Annotated in this window: 15 protein-coding genes and 1 pseudogene; 10 read left to right on the plus strand and 6 right to left on the minus strand. The window is 73.1% G+C overall.

The genetic code is table 11. The annotated features are described in order from the left end of the window. Positions 1–56: 56 nt before the first annotated feature. The 8 genes from AC3EVP_RS24280 (at position 57) to glnA (ending at position 8,272) form a co-directional block, all read left to right on the plus strand. Positions 57–1,256: an MCE family protein gene (locus tag AC3EVP_RS24280; protein ID WP_435133056.1), complete on the plus strand. Its 1,200-nt coding sequence runs from the start codon at positions 57–59 to the stop codon at positions 1,254–1,256. After that, positions 1,253–2,458, plus strand: coding sequence for an MCE family protein (locus AC3EVP_RS24285; RefSeq protein WP_435132956.1), 1,206 nt, complete (start codon positions 1,253–1,255; stop codon positions 2,456–2,458). Before AC3EVP_RS24280 ends, AC3EVP_RS24285 begins: the two co-directional genes overlap by 4 nt. Beyond that, positions 2,458–3,762, plus strand: a complete 1,305-nt coding sequence (locus AC3EVP_RS24290; RefSeq protein WP_435132959.1) for an MCE family protein — start codon at positions 2,458–2,460, stop codon at positions 3,760–3,762. Before AC3EVP_RS24285 ends, AC3EVP_RS24290 begins: the two co-directional genes overlap by 1 nt. After that, the gene (locus tag AC3EVP_RS24295) at positions 3,762–4,421 is read left to right on the plus strand and encodes a hypothetical protein (RefSeq protein WP_435132961.1); all 660 of its coding nucleotides are present in this window, start codon (positions 3,762–3,764) and stop codon (positions 4,419–4,421) included. Before AC3EVP_RS24290 ends, AC3EVP_RS24295 begins: the two co-directional genes overlap by 1 nt. 17 nt (positions 4,422–4,438) lie before the next feature. Beyond that, positions 4,439–5,137, plus strand: a complete 699-nt coding sequence (locus AC3EVP_RS24300; RefSeq protein WP_435132963.1) for a hypothetical protein — start codon at positions 4,439–4,441, stop codon at positions 5,135–5,137. Positions 5,138–5,316: 179 nt separating this feature from the next. Beyond that, positions 5,317–5,868: a hypothetical protein gene (locus AC3EVP_RS24305; RefSeq protein ID WP_435133058.1), complete on the plus strand. Its 552-nt coding sequence runs from the start codon at positions 5,317–5,319 to the stop codon at positions 5,866–5,868. Positions 5,869–5,981: 113 nt separating this feature from the next. Beyond that, positions 5,982–6,746: a hypothetical protein gene (locus AC3EVP_RS24310; RefSeq protein ID WP_435132965.1), complete on the plus strand. Its 765-nt coding sequence runs from the start codon at positions 5,982–5,984 to the stop codon at positions 6,744–6,746. A gap of 164 nt (positions 6,747–6,910) precedes the next feature. After that, a complete protein-coding gene (gene glnA, locus AC3EVP_RS24315; protein ID WP_335982711.1) occupies positions 6,911–8,272 on the plus strand; it encodes a type I glutamate--ammonia ligase in 1,362 nt (453 codons plus the stop codon). 115 nt (positions 8,273–8,387) lie between these two features. Here the strand turns inward: glnA and AC3EVP_RS24320 are convergent, their stop codons facing one another. Beyond that, positions 8,388–8,825 carry an Asp23/Gls24 family envelope stress response protein gene (locus tag AC3EVP_RS24320; protein WP_335982729.1) on the minus strand — a complete coding sequence of 146 codons (438 nt, stop codon included), beginning with the start codon at positions 8,823–8,825 and terminating at the stop codon, positions 8,388–8,390. 124 nt (positions 8,826–8,949) lie between these two features. On the opposite strand from AC3EVP_RS24320, the pseudogene AC3EVP_RS24325 reads away from it, so the two are divergent. After that, positions 8,950–9,546, plus strand: a pseudogene (locus AC3EVP_RS24325) (histone deacetylase); the annotation flags it as partial. Between the two features lie 290 nt (positions 9,547–9,836). Then, positions 9,837–12,878, plus strand: coding sequence for a bifunctional [glutamine synthetase] adenylyltransferase/[glutamine synthetase]-adenylyl-L-tyrosine phosphorylase (locus AC3EVP_RS24330; RefSeq protein ID WP_435132969.1), 3,042 nt, complete (start codon positions 9,837–9,839; stop codon positions 12,876–12,878). A 31-nt stretch (positions 12,879–12,909) separates the two neighbouring features. Here the strand turns inward: AC3EVP_RS24330 and AC3EVP_RS24335 are convergent, their stop codons facing one another. The 5 genes from AC3EVP_RS24335 to AC3EVP_RS24355 form a co-directional block, all read right to left on the minus strand. Beyond that, positions 12,910–13,863, minus strand: coding sequence for a phosphatase PAP2 family protein (locus AC3EVP_RS24335; protein WP_435132972.1), 954 nt, complete (start codon positions 13,861–13,863; stop codon positions 12,910–12,912). Between the two features lie 86 nt (positions 13,864–13,949). Next, positions 13,950–14,990, minus strand: coding sequence for a LacI family DNA-binding transcriptional regulator (locus tag AC3EVP_RS24340; RefSeq protein WP_335982738.1), 1,041 nt, complete (start codon positions 14,988–14,990; stop codon positions 13,950–13,952). A 34-nt stretch (positions 14,991–15,024) separates the two neighbouring features. Next, positions 15,025–16,893: a glycoside hydrolase family 13 protein gene (locus AC3EVP_RS24345; protein ID WP_435132975.1), complete on the minus strand. Its 1,869-nt coding sequence runs from the start codon at positions 16,891–16,893 to the stop codon at positions 15,025–15,027. Between the two features lie 134 nt (positions 16,894–17,027). After that, the gene (locus AC3EVP_RS24350) at positions 17,028–17,873 is read right to left on the minus strand and encodes a sugar ABC transporter permease (protein ID WP_435132978.1); all 846 of its coding nucleotides are present in this window, start codon (positions 17,871–17,873) and stop codon (positions 17,028–17,030) included. 13 nt (positions 17,874–17,886) lie between these two features. After that, positions 17,887–18,885, minus strand: a complete 999-nt coding sequence (locus AC3EVP_RS24355; protein ID WP_435132981.1) for a carbohydrate ABC transporter permease — start codon at positions 18,883–18,885, stop codon at positions 17,887–17,889. Positions 18,886–18,993 lie beyond the last annotated feature (108 nt).

Here is an 18,993-nt window from a genome sequence, read left to right on the forward strand (position 1 = left end):
GGCTGCGCCGCACCACCCCCCGGCCGCCGCGCACCGGCCGCCGGCTGCGGGTACCGCTGCGCGCCCTGTCCGTGCTGGTCGTACTGGCGATCGTCGCCGCCGGGGCCGTCACCGCCGGGTTCGTCGCCTTCGGCGGGCCGTCCGGCAAGCACGTCACCGCGTACTTCGACCGCACCGTCGGCGTCTACGCCGGCTCCGACCTGCGCATCCTCGGGGTGAAGGTCGGCACGGTGGAGTCGGTGAAGCCGCAGGGCAAGCAGGTGAAGGTGACCCTGCGGCTGGACCACGGCATCAAGGTGCCCGCCAAGGCCGGGGCCGTGGTCGTCGCGCCCAGCGTGGTCGCCGACCGCTACGTCCAGCTCACCCCGGCGTACACCGGCGGCGCCCAACTGCCCGACCACGGCGTCATCCCGGCCAGCCGCACCACCACCCCGGTCGAGATCGACCAGCTCTACGCCTCCGTCACCCAGCTCAGCAAGGCGCTGGGCCCCGACGGCGCCAACACCGACGGCGCCCTGTCCGACCTGCTCGACGTCGGGGCGCAGAACCTCAAGGGCAACGGCAAGGACATCGGCGACAGCATCGACCAGCTCGGCCAGGCCACCAAGACCCTCAACGGCCACAGCGGCGACCTGTACGCGACCCTCGCCTACCTCCAGTCCTTCACCACGATGCTCAAGAACAACGACGGCAAGGTGAAGACCGCCACCGACCAGCTCTCCACGGTCAGCGGCTTCCTCGCCGACGACAAGGAGGACCTGGGCGGCGCGCTCCAGCAGCTGTCCACCGCGCTCGGCTCGGTGAAGACCTTCATCCAGGACAACCGCAGCCGGCTCAAGGCCAGCATCGACAAGCTCACCCCGATCACCCAGACCCTCGTCGACCAGCGCGCCTCGCTCGCCGAACTCCTCGACGACGCGCCGCTGGCCGCCGACAACCTGCTCAACACGTACAACCCGGCGACCGGCACCCTCGACGGCCGGGCCGACATCAACGAGCTGAGCATGGGCGGCAGCGTGGACCCGACCGACACCGGCGCGTCCGCGGTCAAGCGGAACACGACGACCACCACCGGTACGGCGAGCACCACCGGCACGACGTCCGGTACGGCCGCCGACGACGCGGTGCCGCTGCCCCTGCCGCCGGTCGGCACCGTCTACGGCAGCGACACCACGACCGGCGGCACGGCCGGTTCCTCCGGTTCACCGGGTTCCACCGGCTCCGCCGGTTCCGCCGGCAAGGGGGCGGCGAAGTGAACGCACGCCACGCGGCCGCCGCCGCCCTGCTCACCGCCGCCGCCCTCACCCTGACCGGCTGCTCCTTCACCAACGTGCAGAACATGCCGCTGCCCGGCGGCGCCGACGTCGGCAGCCACCCCTACACCGTCAAGGCCCGCTTCGCCGACGTGCTGGACCTGGTGCCGCAGGCGTCGGTGCGGGTCAACGACGTCGCCGTGGGCCGCGTCACCAAGATCTCGCTGGCGCACGGCAGTTGGTCGGCGGTCGTGACGATGCAGCTCAACGGCAAGGTCAAGCTCCCGGCGAACGCCTACGCCCAGCTGGAGCAGTCCAGCCTGCTCGGCGAGAAGTACATCGAACTCACCGCCCCGCCCAGCACCGAGACCTCCACCGGACGGCTGGAGTCCGGCGACACCATCCCCGCCTCGCACACCAACCGCAACCCCGAGGTCGAAGAGGTCTTCGGCGCGCTCTCCCTGGTGCTCAACGGCGGCGGCATCCAGCAGATCCACACCATCAGCACCGAGCTGAACAAGGCGCTGGGCGGCAACGAACCCGCGGTGCGCGACATGCTCACCCAGGTCGACACGCTCGTCTCCGACCTGAACGCCCACAAGAAGGACATCACCGACGCCCTCGACAGCGTCAACAAGCTCTCCGCGACGCTCGCCACCCGCGACCAGAAGATCGGCACCATCCTCACCTCCCTGAGCCCCGGCCTGAAGGTGCTGGAGCAGCAGCGCGGCTCGCTGGTCACCATGCTCCGCTCGCTCGACACCCTCTCCGGGGTCGCCACCGACACCGTCAACCGGAGCAAGGACGACATCGTCGCCGACCTCAGATCGCTGGCCCCCACCCTCCAGCGGCTCGCCGACGCCGGCGACGACCTGCCCGACTCCCTCCAGGTGCTGCTGACCTACCCGTTCACCGACGAGGTGCTCAACGGCGTCAAGGGCGACTACCTCAACGTCTACCTCGACCTCACCGCGAGCGCCGGCACCCAGCTCATCCCCGAACTCCAGGCGGGCGACAGCGACTACCCCGGCCTGGTGGCCACCTCCTCCGCGAAGAAGTCCGGCACCTCCGCGAAGGACCTGCCGCTGCCCCTGCCCTCGGTGACCGGCTCGGCGTCCACCTCCTCCGCGCCCGCCACTTCCTCCTCGCCGTCCCCGCCGTCCCCGCCCTCCTCCTCGTCGGCCACCACCCCGGGGAGCAACTGATGCTGACCCGCGCCACCCTCGCCAAGAACCTCGCCTTCCTGATCGTCGCGGTCCTCGTGATCGGCTTCGTCGGCGTCCGCTACGCCGACCTCGGCCGCTACGTGGGCCTGCGCGGCTACTACACGGTGGACGTCCAACTCCCGCAGACCGGCGGCCTGTTCGAGCACTCCGACGTCACCTACCGGGGCGTGTCGGTCGGCCGGGTCGGCCCGATCCGGCTCACCGCCGACGGCGTGCGGGCCGAACTGCGGATCAACAACTCCGCCCCCCGCATCCCCGCCCGGCTCACCGCGGTCGTCGCCAACCTGTCCGCAGTCGGCGAGCAGTACATCGACCTGCAACCCGCCACCGACAACGGGCCCTACCTGCACGGCGGTTCGACCATCGTGCAGGCCAGCACCAAGGTGCCCGCGCCGGTCACCAACCTGCTCACCAGCGTCAACGACCTCACCAAGTCCGTGCCGCTGGACGCCCTGCACACCGACGTCGACGAACTCGGCCTCGCCTTCAGCGGCCAGGGCGACAACCTCCAGTCCCTGCTGGACACCAGCAGCGAGTTCCTGACCGCCGCCGACGAGAACCTGCCCACCGACACCAAGTTGATCGACGACGGGCAGACGGTGCTGCACACCCAGGTCGACGAGTCCGACGCGATCAGGAACTTCGCCACCAGCGCCAACCAGCTCGCCAAGCAGCTCGACGACTCCGACACCGACCTGCGCCGGCTCATCGCCGCCGCCCCCGGCGCCGCGACCCAGGTCAGCGCGCTGCTGCGGGACGTCGGCCCCAACCTCAGCGTGGTGCTGGCCAACCTGCTGACCACCTCCGATGTCGCGGTCACCCGGCAGAACGGCATCCAGGAGTTCCTGGTGAAGATGCCCGCCGTGGCCGCCGCCGGCTCCTCGGCGGTCAAGGACGGCAAGCTCGACTTCGGTATGGCGGTCACCTTCTTCTCGCCGCTGCCGTGCACCTCCGGGTACGGGAGCACCACCTACCGCAACGGCCTGGACACCAGCCCGCCGACGACCGCCTTCAACACCGCGGCCACCTGCACCGCGCCCGCCTCCTCCGGCACCGACGTACGCGGCTCCGCGCACGCGCCCAGCGGCGGGGGAGTGCCGAGCCCGGCGCAGCCCGGCTCCGTCCTGCCGACGACCACCTCCACGACCACCTCCGCGACCACCTCCGTGAGCGCCGCCACCACCACCGCGGCTTCGGCGCTGCCCGGCGCCCTCGCGCTGCCCGCGCTGCCCGCCGCCGGGCCCACCACCATGGCGGGCCTGCTCGGACTGGAGGACCACTGATGAGCGGGACGACGAAGAGCCCGAAGGCGGCGGAGCCCGAGCCCGAGGACGTGGCGGAGCCGGCTGATCCGGATGGTGCGGCCGAGCCGGACCCCGCGCCCCAGGGCCGTACGCCCGCGCGCGGCCGTACCGCACGCGCCGCCCGGGCGCTGCGGGCCCGGCGCACCGCGGTCGCCTGGGCCGCCGCCCTCACCGTCGCGCTGCTGCTGGCCGGCTACTCCGCCTGGTCCTACGCCGACACCCGCGGCGACGGCGCGCTGTCGTACGGCAAGGCGCGCGACGCCGCATTGGCCGCGGGCACGCGCGGGGTAGCCCGGCTCAACACCGTGGACGCCGCCCACGTCGCCCGGGACCTCGACGACTGGCTCGGCGTGACCACCGGCCCGCTGCACGCCCAGCTCACCCGCACCCACGCGTCCGACACCGCGACGATGAAGGCGGCCGCCACCTCCACCCGCGGCACCGTCACGGACGCGGCCGTCACCGAGCTGGACACCCGCGCGGGCACCGCGCAGCTCATCGTCACCGTGCAGGTCCGGCTCACCCCCGCGGCCGGCACGGCCACCACCGACCGCAAACGCTTCGAAGCCAACCTGTCCCGTACGGACGGCACCTGGAAACTCGCCGCGCTCACCGCGGTCCCGATCGGTGCGAGCTGAGGGCGAGGGACAACGAGATGACGACCATCGACAACACCGAGCAGGTCCTCGCGGACACGGACGCGGACACCGACGCGGACGCTGACGCCGGGGCGGACACCGAACCCGCGGCTGCGACCGAGCCCGAGCCGCCCGAGTCCGAAGCCGAGCCCGTGGACGCCGGCGTGCCGGGAGGACGGCTCCGGGGGCTCCGGGGGCTGCTGGGGCGCACGCGGGCGTACGGGTGGCGGCGCATCGTTGGGGCCGCGGTGGTCGCCGCCTTGCTGCTCGGCTCCGGCGGGTTGCTCTACGCCGCCCAGGACCTCAAGGACCCGGCGGCCACCCGCAACCGCGCGCTCACCGACACGGCCACCACCGACCAGGCGATCGGCGACGTCAGCAGCGCGCTGAGCCAGATCTTCGCGTACACGCCCGACGGCACCGACGCCACCGAGCAGGCCGCGCGCAGCGTCCTCGCCGGCGCCGCGGCCACCCAGTACCAGGCGCTGTTCGCGCAGATCAAGCAGAACGTCGCCGCCCAGCAACTCACCCTCACCACCAGGGTCGTACGGGCCGGTGTGGTCAGCCTCACCGGCGACCGCGCCCGGCTGCTGGTCTTCCTCGACCAGACCGCGCAGCGCGCGGGTTCCACCGCCACCAGTGCCGCCGCCCAACTCTCGGTCACCGCCGAGCAGATCAACGGCCACTGGCGGATCACCGCACTCAAGGCCCGCTAGGGGAGAGGCAGATGCCACGTATGCGTTTCGGCTCGCGCCCACCGCGCAAGGACGACCCCCGGGCCGCCGAGGCCCCTGCCGAGGTCTCCACGAAGGCCCCCGCGGAGACCGACGAGGAAGCGGCGCCCGCGCCGAAGGACACCCGGCCCGCGCCGACCGGGCGGCGGCCCGTCCTCGGCGTGGCGGTCGCCCTCGTGGCGGCCGCGGCCGTCGCGGCGGCGTGGACCGGCTGGTCGTGGTACTCCGCCGCCCATGACGACGACGCGGCGTTCGCGCGCAGCCGGGACACCGTACTGGCGGCGGGCGAGCAGGCGGTGCAGAACCTGAACACGCTCGACCACGCCCATGTCGCGGCCGGGCTCGCGGTGTGGGAGCAGAGCACCACCGGCGACCTGCACGACGAACTCGTCCAGGGCCGCAGCGCCTTCGAGAAGCAGGTGCAGCAGGCGCAGACGGTCAGCACCGCGAAGGTGCTCAGCGGCGCGGTCACCGACCTCGACGACCGTACGGGGAAGGCGGACGTGATGGTCGCGCTCCAGATCACCGTGCAGGCGCCCAAGGCGAAGCCGGCGGTGAAGGAGAGCCGGCTGCTCGGCGAGATGACCCGCACCGCGGCCGGGTGGAAGCTCAGCGCGCTCGGCGACGCGCCGCTGGGCGACAGCGCGGCCACCTCGACGGACACCGCCCCCGCGACCGCCACCCCCACCCCCACGACGACCGCCGGCCACTGACCCCGCACCGGCGCGCCGCCCGCGCCCCCGCACAGCCGCACCGCCCGCGCCCCGCACCGCAGCAGCGCCGTATGCCGCACGCCGTACGTTCGTACGCGAGAGGACCGCAGCCCATGTCGACCACCACCCGCCACCTCATCAACCGGCAGCGCAGACTCGCCGCGGTGGGCGCGCGCACCGTCGTACGGCCGGCCCCCGACCGTACGGCCGGTCCCGCCGCCGACCCTTCCGCCGACCCGGCGGCTCCCGCCGCGCCGGAACCGGCCGCCCTACCCGCGGTGGACGAGGACACGGACCCGGAAGCGGACGGCAGCGGTGACGCCGTCGGGCCGTCCCGGACCCGCCTCGCGCGGCGGCCCGGCCGCTTCCCGCTCGCCGTCGCGCTGCTGGCGGCACTGACGGTGCTGCTCGGCGGTTTCGCGGCCTGGGCGGCCGGCAAGGCGTCCGCGCTGCACGACGACGCGGCCACCGCCAACACCGCGCTCACCGACAACGCCCGCACCGCCGAGGTCAAGGGCCAGATCGCCCAGGACGTGAACTCGGTCTTCTCCTACGACTACAGCAACACCGCCCGCACCGACGCCGCCGCGAAGAAGGTGCTCACCGGCAAGGCCGTCCAGCAGTACGCCACGATGATCGCGCAGGTGAAGGCGGCCGCCCCCAAGCAGAAGCTGGTGCTGACCACCACGGTCACCGCCACCGGCGTGGAGATGATCAGCGGCGACCGGGCCCGCGTGCTGGTCTACGCCGACCAGTCCAACACCTCCACCGCCAAGGGCGCGAACGCCGGAAGCGCCTACTCCGCCGCCATGCTCGCGGTCGACGCGGTGCGCCAGGCGGGCAGCTGGAAGATCTCCGCCATCGACACCTTCGGCTGAGCGGCCGGGCCGCAGCCCGGACGGGGTGCGGCGCCCGCCCCGCCCGGGGTGCACCATGGAGGAGCGGCGCGCGCAACGCGTGCGAAACGGTGTGGTGCAATGCTCCTGATCCCCCGGTATGGCGACGGCGGGGGAGCGGTGCTGAGCGGCGAGGATGGAAGCATATGGACAAGCAGCAGGAGTTCGTTCTCCGCACCCTGGAGGAGCGGGACATCCGCTTCGTACGGCTGTGGTTCACCGACGTGCTCGGCTACCTGAAGTCGGTCGCCGTCGCGCCCGCCGAACTGGAGCAGGCGTTCGACGAGGGCATGGGCTTCGACGGCTCCGCGATCGAGGGCTTCGCCCGGGTGTACGAGTCCGACATGATCGCCAAGCCGGACCCGAGTACCTTCCAGATCCTGCCCTGGCGCGCGGAGGCACCCGGCACCGCCCGGATGTTCTGCGACATCCTGATGCCCGACGGCTCCCCGTCGTACGCCGACCCGCGCTACGTCCTCAAGCGCGTGCTGGCCAAGACCTCCGACCTCGGCTTCACCTTCTACACCCACCCCGAGATCGAGTTCTTCCTGCTCAAGGAGCGCCCGCTGGACGGCACCCGGCCGACGCCCGCGGACAACTCCGGCTACTTCGACCACACTCCGCAGAACGTCGGCATGGACTTCCGCCGCCAGGCCATCACGATGCTGGAGTCGATGGGCATCTCGGTGGAGTTCTCGCACCACGAAGGCGCCCCCGGCCAGCAGGAGATCGACCTGCGCTACGCCGACGCGCTGTCCACCGCGGACAACGTGATGACCTTCCGGCTGGTGATGAAGCAGGTCGCCCTGGAGCAGGGCGTGCACGCCACCTTCATGCCCAAGCCGTTCTCGGAGTACCCCGGCTCCGGCATGCACACCCACCTCTCGCTCTTCGAGGGCGACCGCAACGCGTTCTACGAGTCCGGTGCGGAGTTCCAGCTCTCCAAGGTGGGTCGCTCCTTCATCGCGGGCCTGCTGCGGCACGCCGCGGAGACCGCCGCGGTCACCAACCAGTGGGTCAACTCCTACAAGCGGATCTGGGGCGGCTCCCAGCGCACCGCGGGCGCCGGCGGCGAGGCCCCCTCGTACATCTGCTGGGGCCACAACAACCGCTCCGCGCTCATCCGGGTGCCCATGTACAAGCCCGGGAAGACCGGCTCCACCCGGGTCGAGGTCCGCTCGCTGGACGCCGGCGCCAACCCCTACCTGTCCTACGCCGTCCTGCTCGCCGCGGGCATGAAGGGCATCCAGGAGGGCTACGAACTGCCCGCCGGCGCCGACGACGACGTGTGGGCCCTCAGCGACTCCGAGCGCCGCGCCCTCGGCATCGAACCGCTCCCCCAGAACCTCGGCGAGGCCATCTCCCTGATGGAGCGCAGCGAACTCGTCGCCGAGACCCTCGGCGAGCATGTCTTCGACTTCTTCCTGCGCAACAAGAAGCAGGAGTGGGAGGAGTACCGCTCCGAGGTCACCGCCTTCGAGCTGCGCAAGAACCTCCCGAACCTGTAAGCGCGGGTCATCCGGGGCATCGGCACGCACGTGCGGTGGGCCCGGCGGGATCGTCCGCCGGGGCCACCGCGGTTCGGCGAGGACCGCTTGGCTGCCGCCTGCCGGGGCGGAGGGGTCAGCGGACGCGCCCGGGGGACTCCTCCTCCTCGTCGGACTCCTCACCGGGTACGTGCACGTCGCGGACGTTGACGTTGACCTCGACGACCTCCAGGCCCGTCATGAGCTCGACGGCGCTGGTGACGCTGCCCCGGATGTCGGAGGCGGTCTCGGCGATATGGGTGCCGTAGAGGACGACGACATCGAGGTCGATCGCGGCCTGTTCCTCGCCGACCTCGACCTTGACGCCGCGGGTATGCGCGTCGGAGCGGGCGACCCGGTCGCGGACCGCCCCCACCGCGCGGGTGGCGCCGCCGCCCATCGCGTGGACCCCTTCGACCTCCCGGGTGGCGATCCCGGCGATCGTGGCCACCACCGAGTCAGCGATCGTGGTCCGCCCGGCGGTCTCCTTGTGGCGGCCGGGACCGGTCTTGGCAGAGTTCTCCGCGGTTGTCATGGGGCAAGCCCCTTCTCTCTCGACTGCCCGCCGGCGAAACGCGGGCTCTCCTACCACTGTGAACCCGCCCCGGCACCCGTGCCACTCCGATGCAGTAGCGCCCCACCCGCGCCACACTGGGGGGATGGGCGCCCGCACGGTCTGGTACGTCTCCTACGGCTCCAACACGCACCTGGCGCGGCTGCACCGGTACCTGGCCGGGGGCCGCCCGGCCGGCGGCGCGCGGGAGTACCCGGGGTGCCGGGACACCACGCCCCCGGCCCGGTCGGTGCCGTGGGAACTGCCCGGCACGATGTACTTCGCCACGCACTCCCCGGTGTGGGGCGGCGGCCGCGCCTTCTACGACCCGGCCGCGCCCGGCCGCGTGCTGGCCCGCGCGCACCTGGTCACGGTGGGCCAGTTCTCGGACATCGCCGCGCAGGAGATGTACGCCGCGCCCGGCCGCGACCTGGACCTGACGCGGGTGCTGGCCACCGGCCGCGACCGGCTGGGCCCGGGCCGCTACGAGACGCTGGTGCGGGCCGGTTCGCTGGACGGCGTACCGCTGCTGACGTTCACCGCGCCCTGGGCGATGGCCGAGGTGCCCTGGACGGTGCCGTCGGCGGCCTACCTCGACCACCTCGCGGCGGGCCTGCGCGAGGCGGGCGGCTGGCGGGACGCGGACATCGCGCACTACCTCGCGGGGCGCCCGGGCGCGGCCGGGCACTGGACCGTACGGGACGGCGCGCTGGTGCCGGGCGGCCCCGACCGTACGCCGGGCGAACCGGAACGTACGCCGGGCGGCCCTGACCGTACACAGGCCGCCCCTGACCGTATGCAGGGCGAACCGGACCGTACGCCGTGGCCCCGTACGCCCGGCGCCCCGACCCGTACGCCCGGCGCGGCCGGACCGCAGGCCCCGCCGGGCGCCGCGGACCGGCCGGACGGCTAGGCTCGTCACGGCGGCCGGCGCAGGTCGGCCGCCCGTCATGTGCCGCAGCGCGGCGAACCGCGGTGACCCCGGGAGGGCCGATGCAGGGTCGACGCAGCAGTACGTTCTCCCGTCTGCTGCGGCACGGGTTCACCGATGCCGCGGCCGCCGAGCGGCTGCTGCAGGACGACGCCCTCGCGGGCGTCCGCGGCGACCCGGTGCTCCTCGAAGCGCTCGGCGCCACCGCCGACCCCGACCAGGCGCTGCTCGGCCTGGTCCGGCTCGCCGAGGCGCTCGACCCGGGCGAGCGCCACACCCTGCTGGACACCGTCACCAGCGCCAAGCCCCTGCGCGACCGCCTGCTGGGCGTGATGGGCGCCTCCGAGGCGCTTTGCGACCACCTCGCCCGCCACCCCGCGGACTGGCACGCCCTGGTGACGTACGAGGCACGCGATCTGCACCCGGGCGTCGAGGAGTTCGAGGAGCTGCTCGCCGCCGCCCGCACCGCCGACGCGCTGCGCGCGGCCTACCGGCGGTGCCTGCTCGGCATAGCGGCCAGGGACGTGTGCGGCACCAACGACCTGGTGCGCACCGCGGCCGAACTCGCCGACCTCGCCACCGCCACGCTGCGCGCCGCCCTGGCGATCGCCGCCGCCGAACTGCCGCAGGACGCGGCCGCCTGCCGGCTCGCCGTGATCGGGATGGGCAAGTGCGGCGGCCACGAGCTGAACTACGTCTCCGACGTGGACGTCATCTTCGTCGCCGAACCGGCCGAGGCAGCCGCGGCCACCGCAGACGGCGACGGAGAGGGCGGGGGTGGTGGCGGGGGCAGCGACACCGCGGCGCTGCGGTCCGCGACCCGGCTCGCGGTGCGCATGATGGGCGTCTGCTCCGACACCACCGCCGAGGGCACCATCTGGCCGGTGGACCCGAACCTGCGCCCGGAGGGCAAGAACGGCCCGCTGGTGCGCACCCTCAGCAGCCACCTCGCCTACTACCGGCGGTGGGCCAAGACCTGGGAGTTCCAGGCACTGCTGAAGGCCCGCCCGGTCGCCGGGGACGCCGCGCTCGGCGCCGCGTACGTCGACGCGATCCGCCCGATGGTCTGGCAGGCCGCCGAACGCGACAACTTCGTCACCGACGTGCAGGAGATGCGCCGCCGGGTGGTCGACACCATCCCGGCCGCACAGGTCGAACGGGAGCTGAAACTGGGCCCCGGCGGCCTGCGCGACGTGGAGTTCGCGGTGCAGCTGCTGCAACTCGTGCACGGCCGCACCGACGCGAGCCTGCGCAGCCCCACCACCCTGACCGCGCTGGCGGAGCTGGCCGCCGGCGGCTACGTCGGCCGCGCCGACGCCGCCTCCCTGGACGCCGCCTACCGCTTCCTGCGGCTGATGGAACACCGCATCCAGCTCCAGAAGATGCGCCGCACCCACCTGGTGCCCGACGACGAGGCCGGACTGCGCCGGCTCGGGCGGGGCCTGGGCTTCCGGGTCGAACCCGTGCAGTCCCTGGACCGGGAGTGGAAGCGGCACGCCCGCGAGGTGCGGCGGTTGCACGAGAAGCTCTTCTACCGCCCGCTGCTGGACGCCGTCGCCCAACTCGACCGCGAAGAGACCCGGTTGAGCACCGAAGCGGCCAGGACCCGGCTGCTGGCCCTCGGTTACGCCGACCCGGTCGCGGCCATGCGCCACCTGGAGGCCCTGGCCAGCGGGGTCAGCCGCAAGGCCGCCATCCAGCGCACCCTGCTGCCGGTGCTGCTCGGCTGGTTCGCGGACTCCGCCGACCCCGACGCCGGACTGCTCGGCTTCCGCAAGGTCTCCGACGCGCTCGGCAAGACCCCGTGGTACCTGCGGCTGCTGCGCGACGAGGGCGCCGCCGCCCAGCGGCTGGCCCGGGTGCTGTCCTCCGGCCGGCTCGCCCCCGACCTGCTGATGCGCGCCCCGGAGGCCGTCGCGCTGCTCGGCTCCCGCGACGGCCTGGCCCCCCGCGACCACCAGGCCCTGGAACAGGAGGTATTGGCCGCCGTCGGCCGCGCCGACACCCCCGAGCAGGCCATCGCCGCCGTCCGCGGCGTGCGCCGCCGCGAGCTGTTCCGCACCGCGGCCGGCGACCTCATCGACACCTACGGCGACGACGAGGAGTCCGACGGCCCGCTCGACCCGGCCGTCCTCGTCGACCGGGTCGGCACCGCCGTGTACGGGCTCACCTCGGCCACCGTCGCGGGCGCGCTGCGCGCCGCGGTCAACGCCGTCACCGGCGGCGACGCCCACCCGCTGCCCACCCGCGTCGCGGTGATCGGCATGGGCCGCTTCGGCGGCCGCGAACTCAGCTACGGCTCCGACGCCGACGTGCTGTTCGTGCACGAACCCCGCGAGGGCGCCGACAGCACCGACGCCAACCGCGCCGCGCTCGCCGTCGCCAACGAACTGCGCCGCCTGCTCCAGATCCCCACCGCCGACCCGCCGCTGCTGATCGACGCCGACCTGCGCCCGGAGGGCAAGTCCGGGCCGCTGTCGCGCAGCCTCGCCTCCTACGAGGCGTACTACCGGCGCTGGTCGCTGGGGTGGGAGAGCCAGGCGCTGCTGCGGGCCCTGCCGGTCGCCGGGGACGCGGAGCTGGGCGAGCGGTTCATCGCCCTGATCGACCCGCTGCGCTACCCCGCCGACGGCCTCGACGACGAGGCGGTGCGGGAGATCCGCCGGCTCAAGGCGCGGATGGAGGGCGAGCGGATACCGCGCGGCGCCGACCGCACCACCCACGCCAAGCTCGGCCGCGGCGGGCTGTCCGACGTGGAGTGGACCGTACAGCTGCTCCAGCTCCAGCACGGCGCGCGGCTGCCGTCGCTGCGCACCACCGGCACCCGGTCCGCGCTGGCCGCCGCGTGCGCCGAGGACCTGATCGGCGCGGAGGACGCCCGCATCCTGGACGAGGCGTGGGTGCTGGCCACCCGGGTGCGCAACGCGGTGATGCTGGTCCGCGGCCGCCCCGGCGACACCTTCCCCGGCGACGGTCGCGAACTGGCCGCGGTGGCCCGCTACCTCGGCTACCCGGTCGGGCACGTCGGCGACATGCTGGAGGAGTACCGCCGCCGCACCCGCCGGGCCCGCGCGGTGGTGGACCGGCTGTTCTACGAGGCGTGAGGCGCTGGTCCACCAGGAGCGTGCCGCCGGCCTACGAGGTGGGCGCCGGCCGGTACGCCCACCGACCGTACAGCAGCCACACCAGCCCGTAGCCGGCGCCGAGGCAGACCACGCCGCCGACCGCGTCCAGCCAGAAGTGGTTGCCGGTGGCGATGATGACGGTAAGGGTGAACACCGGGTACAGCAGCGCCACCACCCGCACCCACCTGCGCCGGGCCAGCGTGAAGACGGTCACGCCGCACCACAGCGACCAGCCGATGTGCATCGACGGCATGGCGGCGTACTGGTTCGACACGTGGGCCAGGCTGCCCTGGGAGAGCGAGCCCCAGGTGTCGTGCACGGCCACCGTGTCGATGAAGCCGCCGCCCGGCAGCAGCCGCGGCGGGGCCAGCGGATAGGCCCAGAAGCCGATCAGCGCCAGCCAGGTGGTCGCGAACAGCACCAGCCGGGGCGGCGCGTAGCGGTCGGGATGGGCGACGTACAGCCACACCAGCACACCGATGGTGATGACGAAGTGCAGGGAGGCGTAGTAGTAGTTCATCCCCACGATCAGCCATGTCACCGAGTCCAGCGCGTGGTTGACGCTGTGCTCGACGCCCAGGCCGAGATGGCGCTCGAAGTCCCACACGCCGTGGGCGTGGCGCAGCGCGGTGGTGCGCTGGGCGGGCACCGCGTTGCGGATCAGCGAGTAGAGCCAGTAGCTGACACCGATCAGCACCAGTTCGAACCAGAGCCGGGGCCGGCGCGGGGTGCGCAGCCGGGTCAGCAGCGCGCCGGGCGACCAGCCCGGTCCGGGGGCCCGGGAGGCGCCGCCCGTGTCCGGCCCGGAAGAATCCGGCCCGGAAGCGTCCGGTCCCGAAGCGCCCTGCCCGGTACGTGCGGTGCCTGCGCGGTCCGCTCCGGCGGCGCCGGCCCCGGCGGTGTCGACGTGGTCGGCACGGCGGGCCTTCGGCGACTTGGCGGTGTCGGCGGTCGGTTCCCCCATGGGACACCAGTCTGCCAGACCGGCCCGGTCAAACAGGTGCCAGGCCCGCTGAACCGGACATCGCGTGTCGGTGTCCGGCCGGGCCGTCAGCCGGCCGACGGCGCCCCGCGGTCGGCCGGACCGGCGGCGGTCGAACCGCGGACCACCAGCTCGGGCATGAAGACGAACTCGCTGTGCGGGGGCGGGTTGTCGCCGATCTCCTCCAGCAGCGCGTTGACCGCCGCCTGGCACATGGCGGGGACCGGCTGCCTGATCGTCGTCAGCGGCGGGTCGGTGAAGGCGATCAGCGGGGAGTCGTCGAAGCCGACCACCGAGATGTCGCCCGGCACCGCGTGCCCGAGCTGCCGGGCCGCGCGGATCGCGCCGAGCGCCATCATGTCCGAGGCGCAGACGATCGCCGTGCAGCCGGCGGCTATCAGCGCGCCAGCCGCCGCCTGCCCGCCCTCCAGCGTGTACAGCGAGTGCTGCACCAGCGCCTCGGCGTCGTCGTGCGACAGCCCCAGCACCTCGCCCATGGCCGCGAGGAAGCCCTCGATCTTCCGCTGCACCGGCACGAACCGCTTCTGCCCGACGGCCAGCCCGATCCTGCGGTGCCCGAGCGCGGCGAGGTGGGTGACGGCCAGCCCCACCGCTGCTCGGTCGTCCACCGACACAGACGGCGCGTCGATCTTGTCGGAGTAGCCGTTGATCAGCACGAACGGCACGCCCTGGCCCTGGAGCCGGGCGTACCGCTCGGTGTCGGCGGTGGAGTCGGCGTGCAGGCCCGAGGCGAAGATGATGCCGGCCACGCCGCGTTCGACGAGCATCTCCACCAGCTCGTCCTCGGTGGAGCCGCCCGGCGTCTGGGTGGCCAGCACCGGGGTGTAGCCCTGCCGGGTCAGCGCCTGGCCGATGACCTGCGCCATCGCCGGGAAGATCGGGTTCCCCAACTCCGGGGTGATCAGCCCGACCAGGCCGGCGCTGCGCTGCCGCAACCGGACCGGTCGCTCGTAGCCGAGCAGGTCCAGTGCGGCCAGCACGGATTCGCGGGTGGCCGCGGAAACACCTGGCTTGCCGTTGAGCACCCGGCTGACCGTCGCCTCACTGACCCCCGCCTGGGCTGCGATGTCTGCGAGCCGCGCGGTCACAGCACCGGATGCTACGGGGCGGAACACCGCCATGTCAGATCGCCCACCAAATTGCCGTGTCGGCGGGGAGCGTGACGAAGCAGCCCGCCGGAACCGACCCGTCGGTAACCTGCGTGGCGCCTGTGAGCTGCGCGTCCTCGGCCGCCGCCGTCGCGGCCGTCTCCGACTCAGCCCCCGCCGCGTCGGTGGCCGCCGGTGCTTCCGTGTCCGCCGCCGGGCCGTCGCTGGACAGCAGCAGCCGGCCCGGGCGCGGCAGTCGTACCGGCGACGCCGTCGGGTTCACCGTGCAGACGAACGCGCCGCCGGGTGCGTCGCGCCGGAAGGCGAGCACCCCCTCGGGCGCGTCGAGCCAGGTCACCTCGGTGCCGGCGCCGAGCGCCGGGTGCGCGCGGCGCACCGCCAGCGCCGAGCGGTACAGCTCCAGCGTGGAGTCGGGGTCGCCGGTCTGCGCCTCGACGCTCAGTCCCGCCCACTCCGGCGGCTGCGGCAGCCAGCTCGGTCCGCCCGCGACCGGGCCGAAGCCGTAGGGCGCCGTGTCGCCGGACCACGGGATCGGCACCCGGCAGCCGTCGCGGAAGCCGTCCTGCCCGGCAGCGCGGAAGAACGACGGGTCCTGGCGCACCTCGTCCGGCAGGTCCGTGACGTCCGGCAGCCCCAACTCCTCGCCCTGGTAGAGGTAGGCCGAACCGGGCAGCGCCAGCATCAGCAGCGTGGCCGCGCGGGCCCGGCGCAGGCCCAGCTCCCGGTCGCCGGGGGTGCGCAGCTGGGTCGGCGGCGCCGGCGGCGCCTGCCCGGCGGTGAGCGGCGGGAGGTTGCCGAGCCGGGTGGCGTGCCGGGTCACGTCGTGGTTGGACAGCACCCAGGTCGCGGGCGCGCCGACCGCGCCCATCGCCTCCAGCGACCGGTCGATCACCTCGCGCAGCGCGTCCGCGCCCCAACCGGCGGTCAGGTACTCGAAGTTGAACGCCTGGTGCAGCTCGTCGGGGCGCAGGTAGCGCGCCGCGCGCTCGATCGTCGGCGTCCACGCCTCGGCGACCGCGATCCGCTCCTGGCCGCCGGCCTCGCCCACCGGCCCGTACTCGTCGAGGATGCGGCGCCAGTCCCGGTAGATGTCGTGCACGCCGTCCTGGTCGAAGTACGGCATCGCGGCGGTGCCCAGCAGCGCGACCTGCCCGCCGTGGCCGATGTCCGGCAGGCCGTCGGCCTTCACCAGGCCGTGGGCGACGTCGATCCGGAAGCCGTCGATGCCCAGGTCCAGCCAGAACCGCAGCACCGAGCGGAACTCGTCGTGCACCGCGCGGTGGTTCCAGTTGAAGTCCGGCTGCTCGGGGGCGAACAGGTGCAGGTACCACTCGCCGGGGGTGCCGTCCGGCTCGGTGACCCGGGTCCAGGCGGGACCGCCGAAGATGGACTCCCAGTCGTTGGGCGGCAGTTCGCCGTGCTCGCCCTTGCCGGGGCGGAAGTGGAAGCGGTCGCGGGCCGCCGAGCCGGGGCCCTCGCGCAGCGCCTGCCGGAACCACTCGTGCTGGTCGGAGCAGTGGTTGGGCACCACGTCCACGATGACCCGCAGGTCCAGCGCGTGCGCGGCGCGCACCAGGTCGTCGGCGTCGGTGAGGGTGCCGAACATCGGGTCGACCGCGCGGTAGTCGGCGACGTCGTAGCCGGCGTCGGCCTGCGGGGAGGCGTAGAACGGCGACAGCCACACCGCGTCGACGCCGAGGTCCCGCAGGTAGGGCAGCCGGGCGGTGATGCCGGGCAGGTCGCCCATGCCGTCGCCGTTGCCGTCGGCGAAGCTGCGCGGGTAGACCTGGTAGATCACCGCGTCGCGCCACCAGTCTCTGCGTCCGGCGTCGGCGTCGGTCGCGGCGGCGGTGCTGGGCGCGTCGGTGAGGTGCTGGCTCATTGATTCCCTTTGGGTTCGGGGGAACGACTAAGTGGCGTGCGGTCGTGCGGGGTTGTGCGGCCGCCGGGTGTACGGGGGGTGTAGCGCCGGCGTGACGGGGACGCGGACGCGGCGGGTCCGAGGTGCCCGGGGTGTCAGCCCTTGGTGCCGCCGGCGGTCAGGCCGGTGACCAGGTGGCGCTGGACAAGCAGGAAGACCACGGCCGCCGGTATCGCGATCAGGACCGAACCGGCCGTCATCGCACCCCAGTTGGCGCGGATGTTGGACGCGTACGTGGGCAGCCCCGCGGCCAGCGTGTAGTGGGTCTTCATGAACTGGCTGGAGTAGGCGACCTCGCCCCAGGCGGTGAGGAAGCTGTAGAACGCGGTGACGGCCAGGCCCGGCCGGGCCAGCGGCAGGATCAGCCGCCAGAACGTGCCGAACGGGCTGAGGCCGTCCATCCGGCCCGCCTCGTCGATCTCGCGGGGGATGGTGTCGAAGTACCCCTTGAGCATCCAGGCGCAGAACGGCACCGCGATGGTGCAGTACACCAGCACCAGGCCGAGGTAGCTGTCGAGCAGGTCCAGCCGCGCCATCAGGTTGTACAGCGGCACGATCAGCACCGCGACCGGGAACATCTGGGTGACCAGGAAGACCCACATCAGCTGGCGGTGGCCGGGGAACTTCATCCGGGAGATCGCGTAGCCGGCGCTGGCCGCGATGAACACGCCGAGCACCATGGTGGCCCCGGCGACGATCACCGAGTTGAGCATCCAGTGCGGGAAGCCGCTGTGCAGCAGCACGAACCGGTAGTTGGACAGGCCCAGGTGGTGGATCACCTGGCCGGGCTGCTGCCAGGCGCTGTCCGGGCCGAGCGAGATGAAGACGATCCACAGCACCGGGAAGACCGCGACGGCGCTGGCGGCGATCAGGGTGGCGTGCAGGGCGAGTGAGGCGCCCGTGCTGCGCTGACCGCGGCCGCGGGGAAGGGTGGCACTCATGGGTGACGGCTCCTCAGCTCTGCTCGGTCTTGACGCGGCTGCGGTAGAAGGTGGAGAAGGCCACCAGGATCAGCAGGATGACGATGCCGTAGGAGGCCGCGCTCGCGTAGTCGGAGATGCCGACGAACGCCTTCTCGTAGGCGAAGGTCACCAGGATGTCGGTGTCGCCGCTGGTGTTGCTGCCCAGCAGCAGGTAGATGATCGGGAACATGTTGAACGTCCACACGGTGCTCAGCAGGACCACCGTGCTGGTCACCGGGCGCAGTCCGGGCACCGTCACGTTGGTGAAGCGCTGGAACGGCGAGGCGCCGTCCATCTCCGCGGCCTCGTACAGCTCGTTGGGGATGGCCTGGAGGCCGCCGAGGATGGCCACCATCATGAACGGCACACCGCACCACACGTTGACGATGATGACGGCGACCTTCTGCGCGAAGGGCGTGCCCAGCCAGTCCTGCGAGGGCAGCCCGACGAGGTTGATGACGTCGTTGAAGACGCCGTACTGCGAGTTGAACATCAGCCGCCAGGCGAAGACGCCGACGAACGCGGGCACCGCCCAGGGCAGGATCAGCGCGAGCCGGTAGGCCAGCCGGAACCGCATCGGCCGGTTGAGCAGCACCGCCATGCCCAGCCCGATGGAGTAGGTGATCCCGACGCAGGCGACGGTCCAGATCACCGTCCACTCCAGCCGCGGGTAGAAGTCGCCGTCGGCGCCGGAGAGGATCTGCCAGTAGTTGTGCAGGCCGACGAAGTGGTAGCTGGCCGGCACATGCACCGGGCCGATGTTGGTGGCGACGTTCTGCGCGGTGGCGTTGGTGAAGGACAGGTAGACGCCGTAGCCGAGCGGGTACAGCACCAGGACGCCGAGGACGATCACGACGGGGGCGACCATCGCCCAGGCGTACCAGTGCTTGTCCCAGGCGCGGGCGAGGGACTTCAGCAGGCCCGGCCCGGGTTCCTTGGACCGCGCGGGGCGGCCGGGGCGCTCGGCCCGTTCTACGGTGGCGGTGGTCATCTCTCCTCGGCTCTGTCGTTGCCTGGGGCGTGGTGCGGGGTGCGTTCCTGCGGGTGCACCGTCCGGGGGTGCGGGGGTGGTGGAGGGACCGGGCCGGCCGGTCGGGCG

This window comes from Actinacidiphila sp. bgisy144 (assembly GCF_057708105.1).

Coding starts and splice junctions, on each gene's coding strand:
- AC3EVP_RS24295 (WP_435132961.1), top strand. CDS start 3,762: ATGAGCGGGACGACGAAGAGCCCGAAGGCGGCGGAGCCCGAGCCCGAG.
- AC3EVP_RS24345 (WP_435132975.1), bottom strand. CDS start 16,893: ATGAGCCAGCACCTCACCGACGCGCCCAGCACCGCCGCCGCGACCGAC.
- AC3EVP_RS24290 (WP_435132959.1), top strand. CDS start 2,458: ATGCTGACCCGCGCCACCCTCGCCAAGAACCTCGCCTTCCTGATCGTC.
- AC3EVP_RS24335 (WP_435132972.1), bottom strand. CDS start 13,863: ATGGGGGAACCGACCGCCGACACCGCCAAGTCGCCGAAGGCCCGCCGT.
- AC3EVP_RS24330 (WP_435132969.1), top strand. CDS start 9,837: ATGCAGGGTCGACGCAGCAGTACGTTCTCCCGTCTGCTGCGGCACGGG.
- AC3EVP_RS24310 (WP_435132965.1), top strand. CDS start 5,982: ATGTCGACCACCACCCGCCACCTCATCAACCGGCAGCGCAGACTCGCC.
- AC3EVP_RS24320 (WP_335982729.1), bottom strand. CDS start 8,825: ATGACAACCGCGGAGAACTCTGCCAAGACCGGTCCCGGCCGCCACAAG.
- AC3EVP_RS24350 (WP_435132978.1), bottom strand. CDS start 17,873: ATGAGTGCCACCCTTCCCCGCGGCCGCGGTCAGCGCAGCACGGGCGCC.
- AC3EVP_RS24355 (WP_435132981.1), bottom strand. CDS start 18,885: ATGACCACCGCCACCGTAGAACGGGCCGAGCGCCCCGGCCGCCCCGCG.
- glnA (WP_335982711.1), top strand. CDS start 6,911: ATGGACAAGCAGCAGGAGTTCGTTCTCCGCACCCTGGAGGAGCGGGAC.
- AC3EVP_RS24300 (WP_435132963.1), top strand. CDS start 4,439: ATGACGACCATCGACAACACCGAGCAGGTCCTCGCGGACACGGACGCG.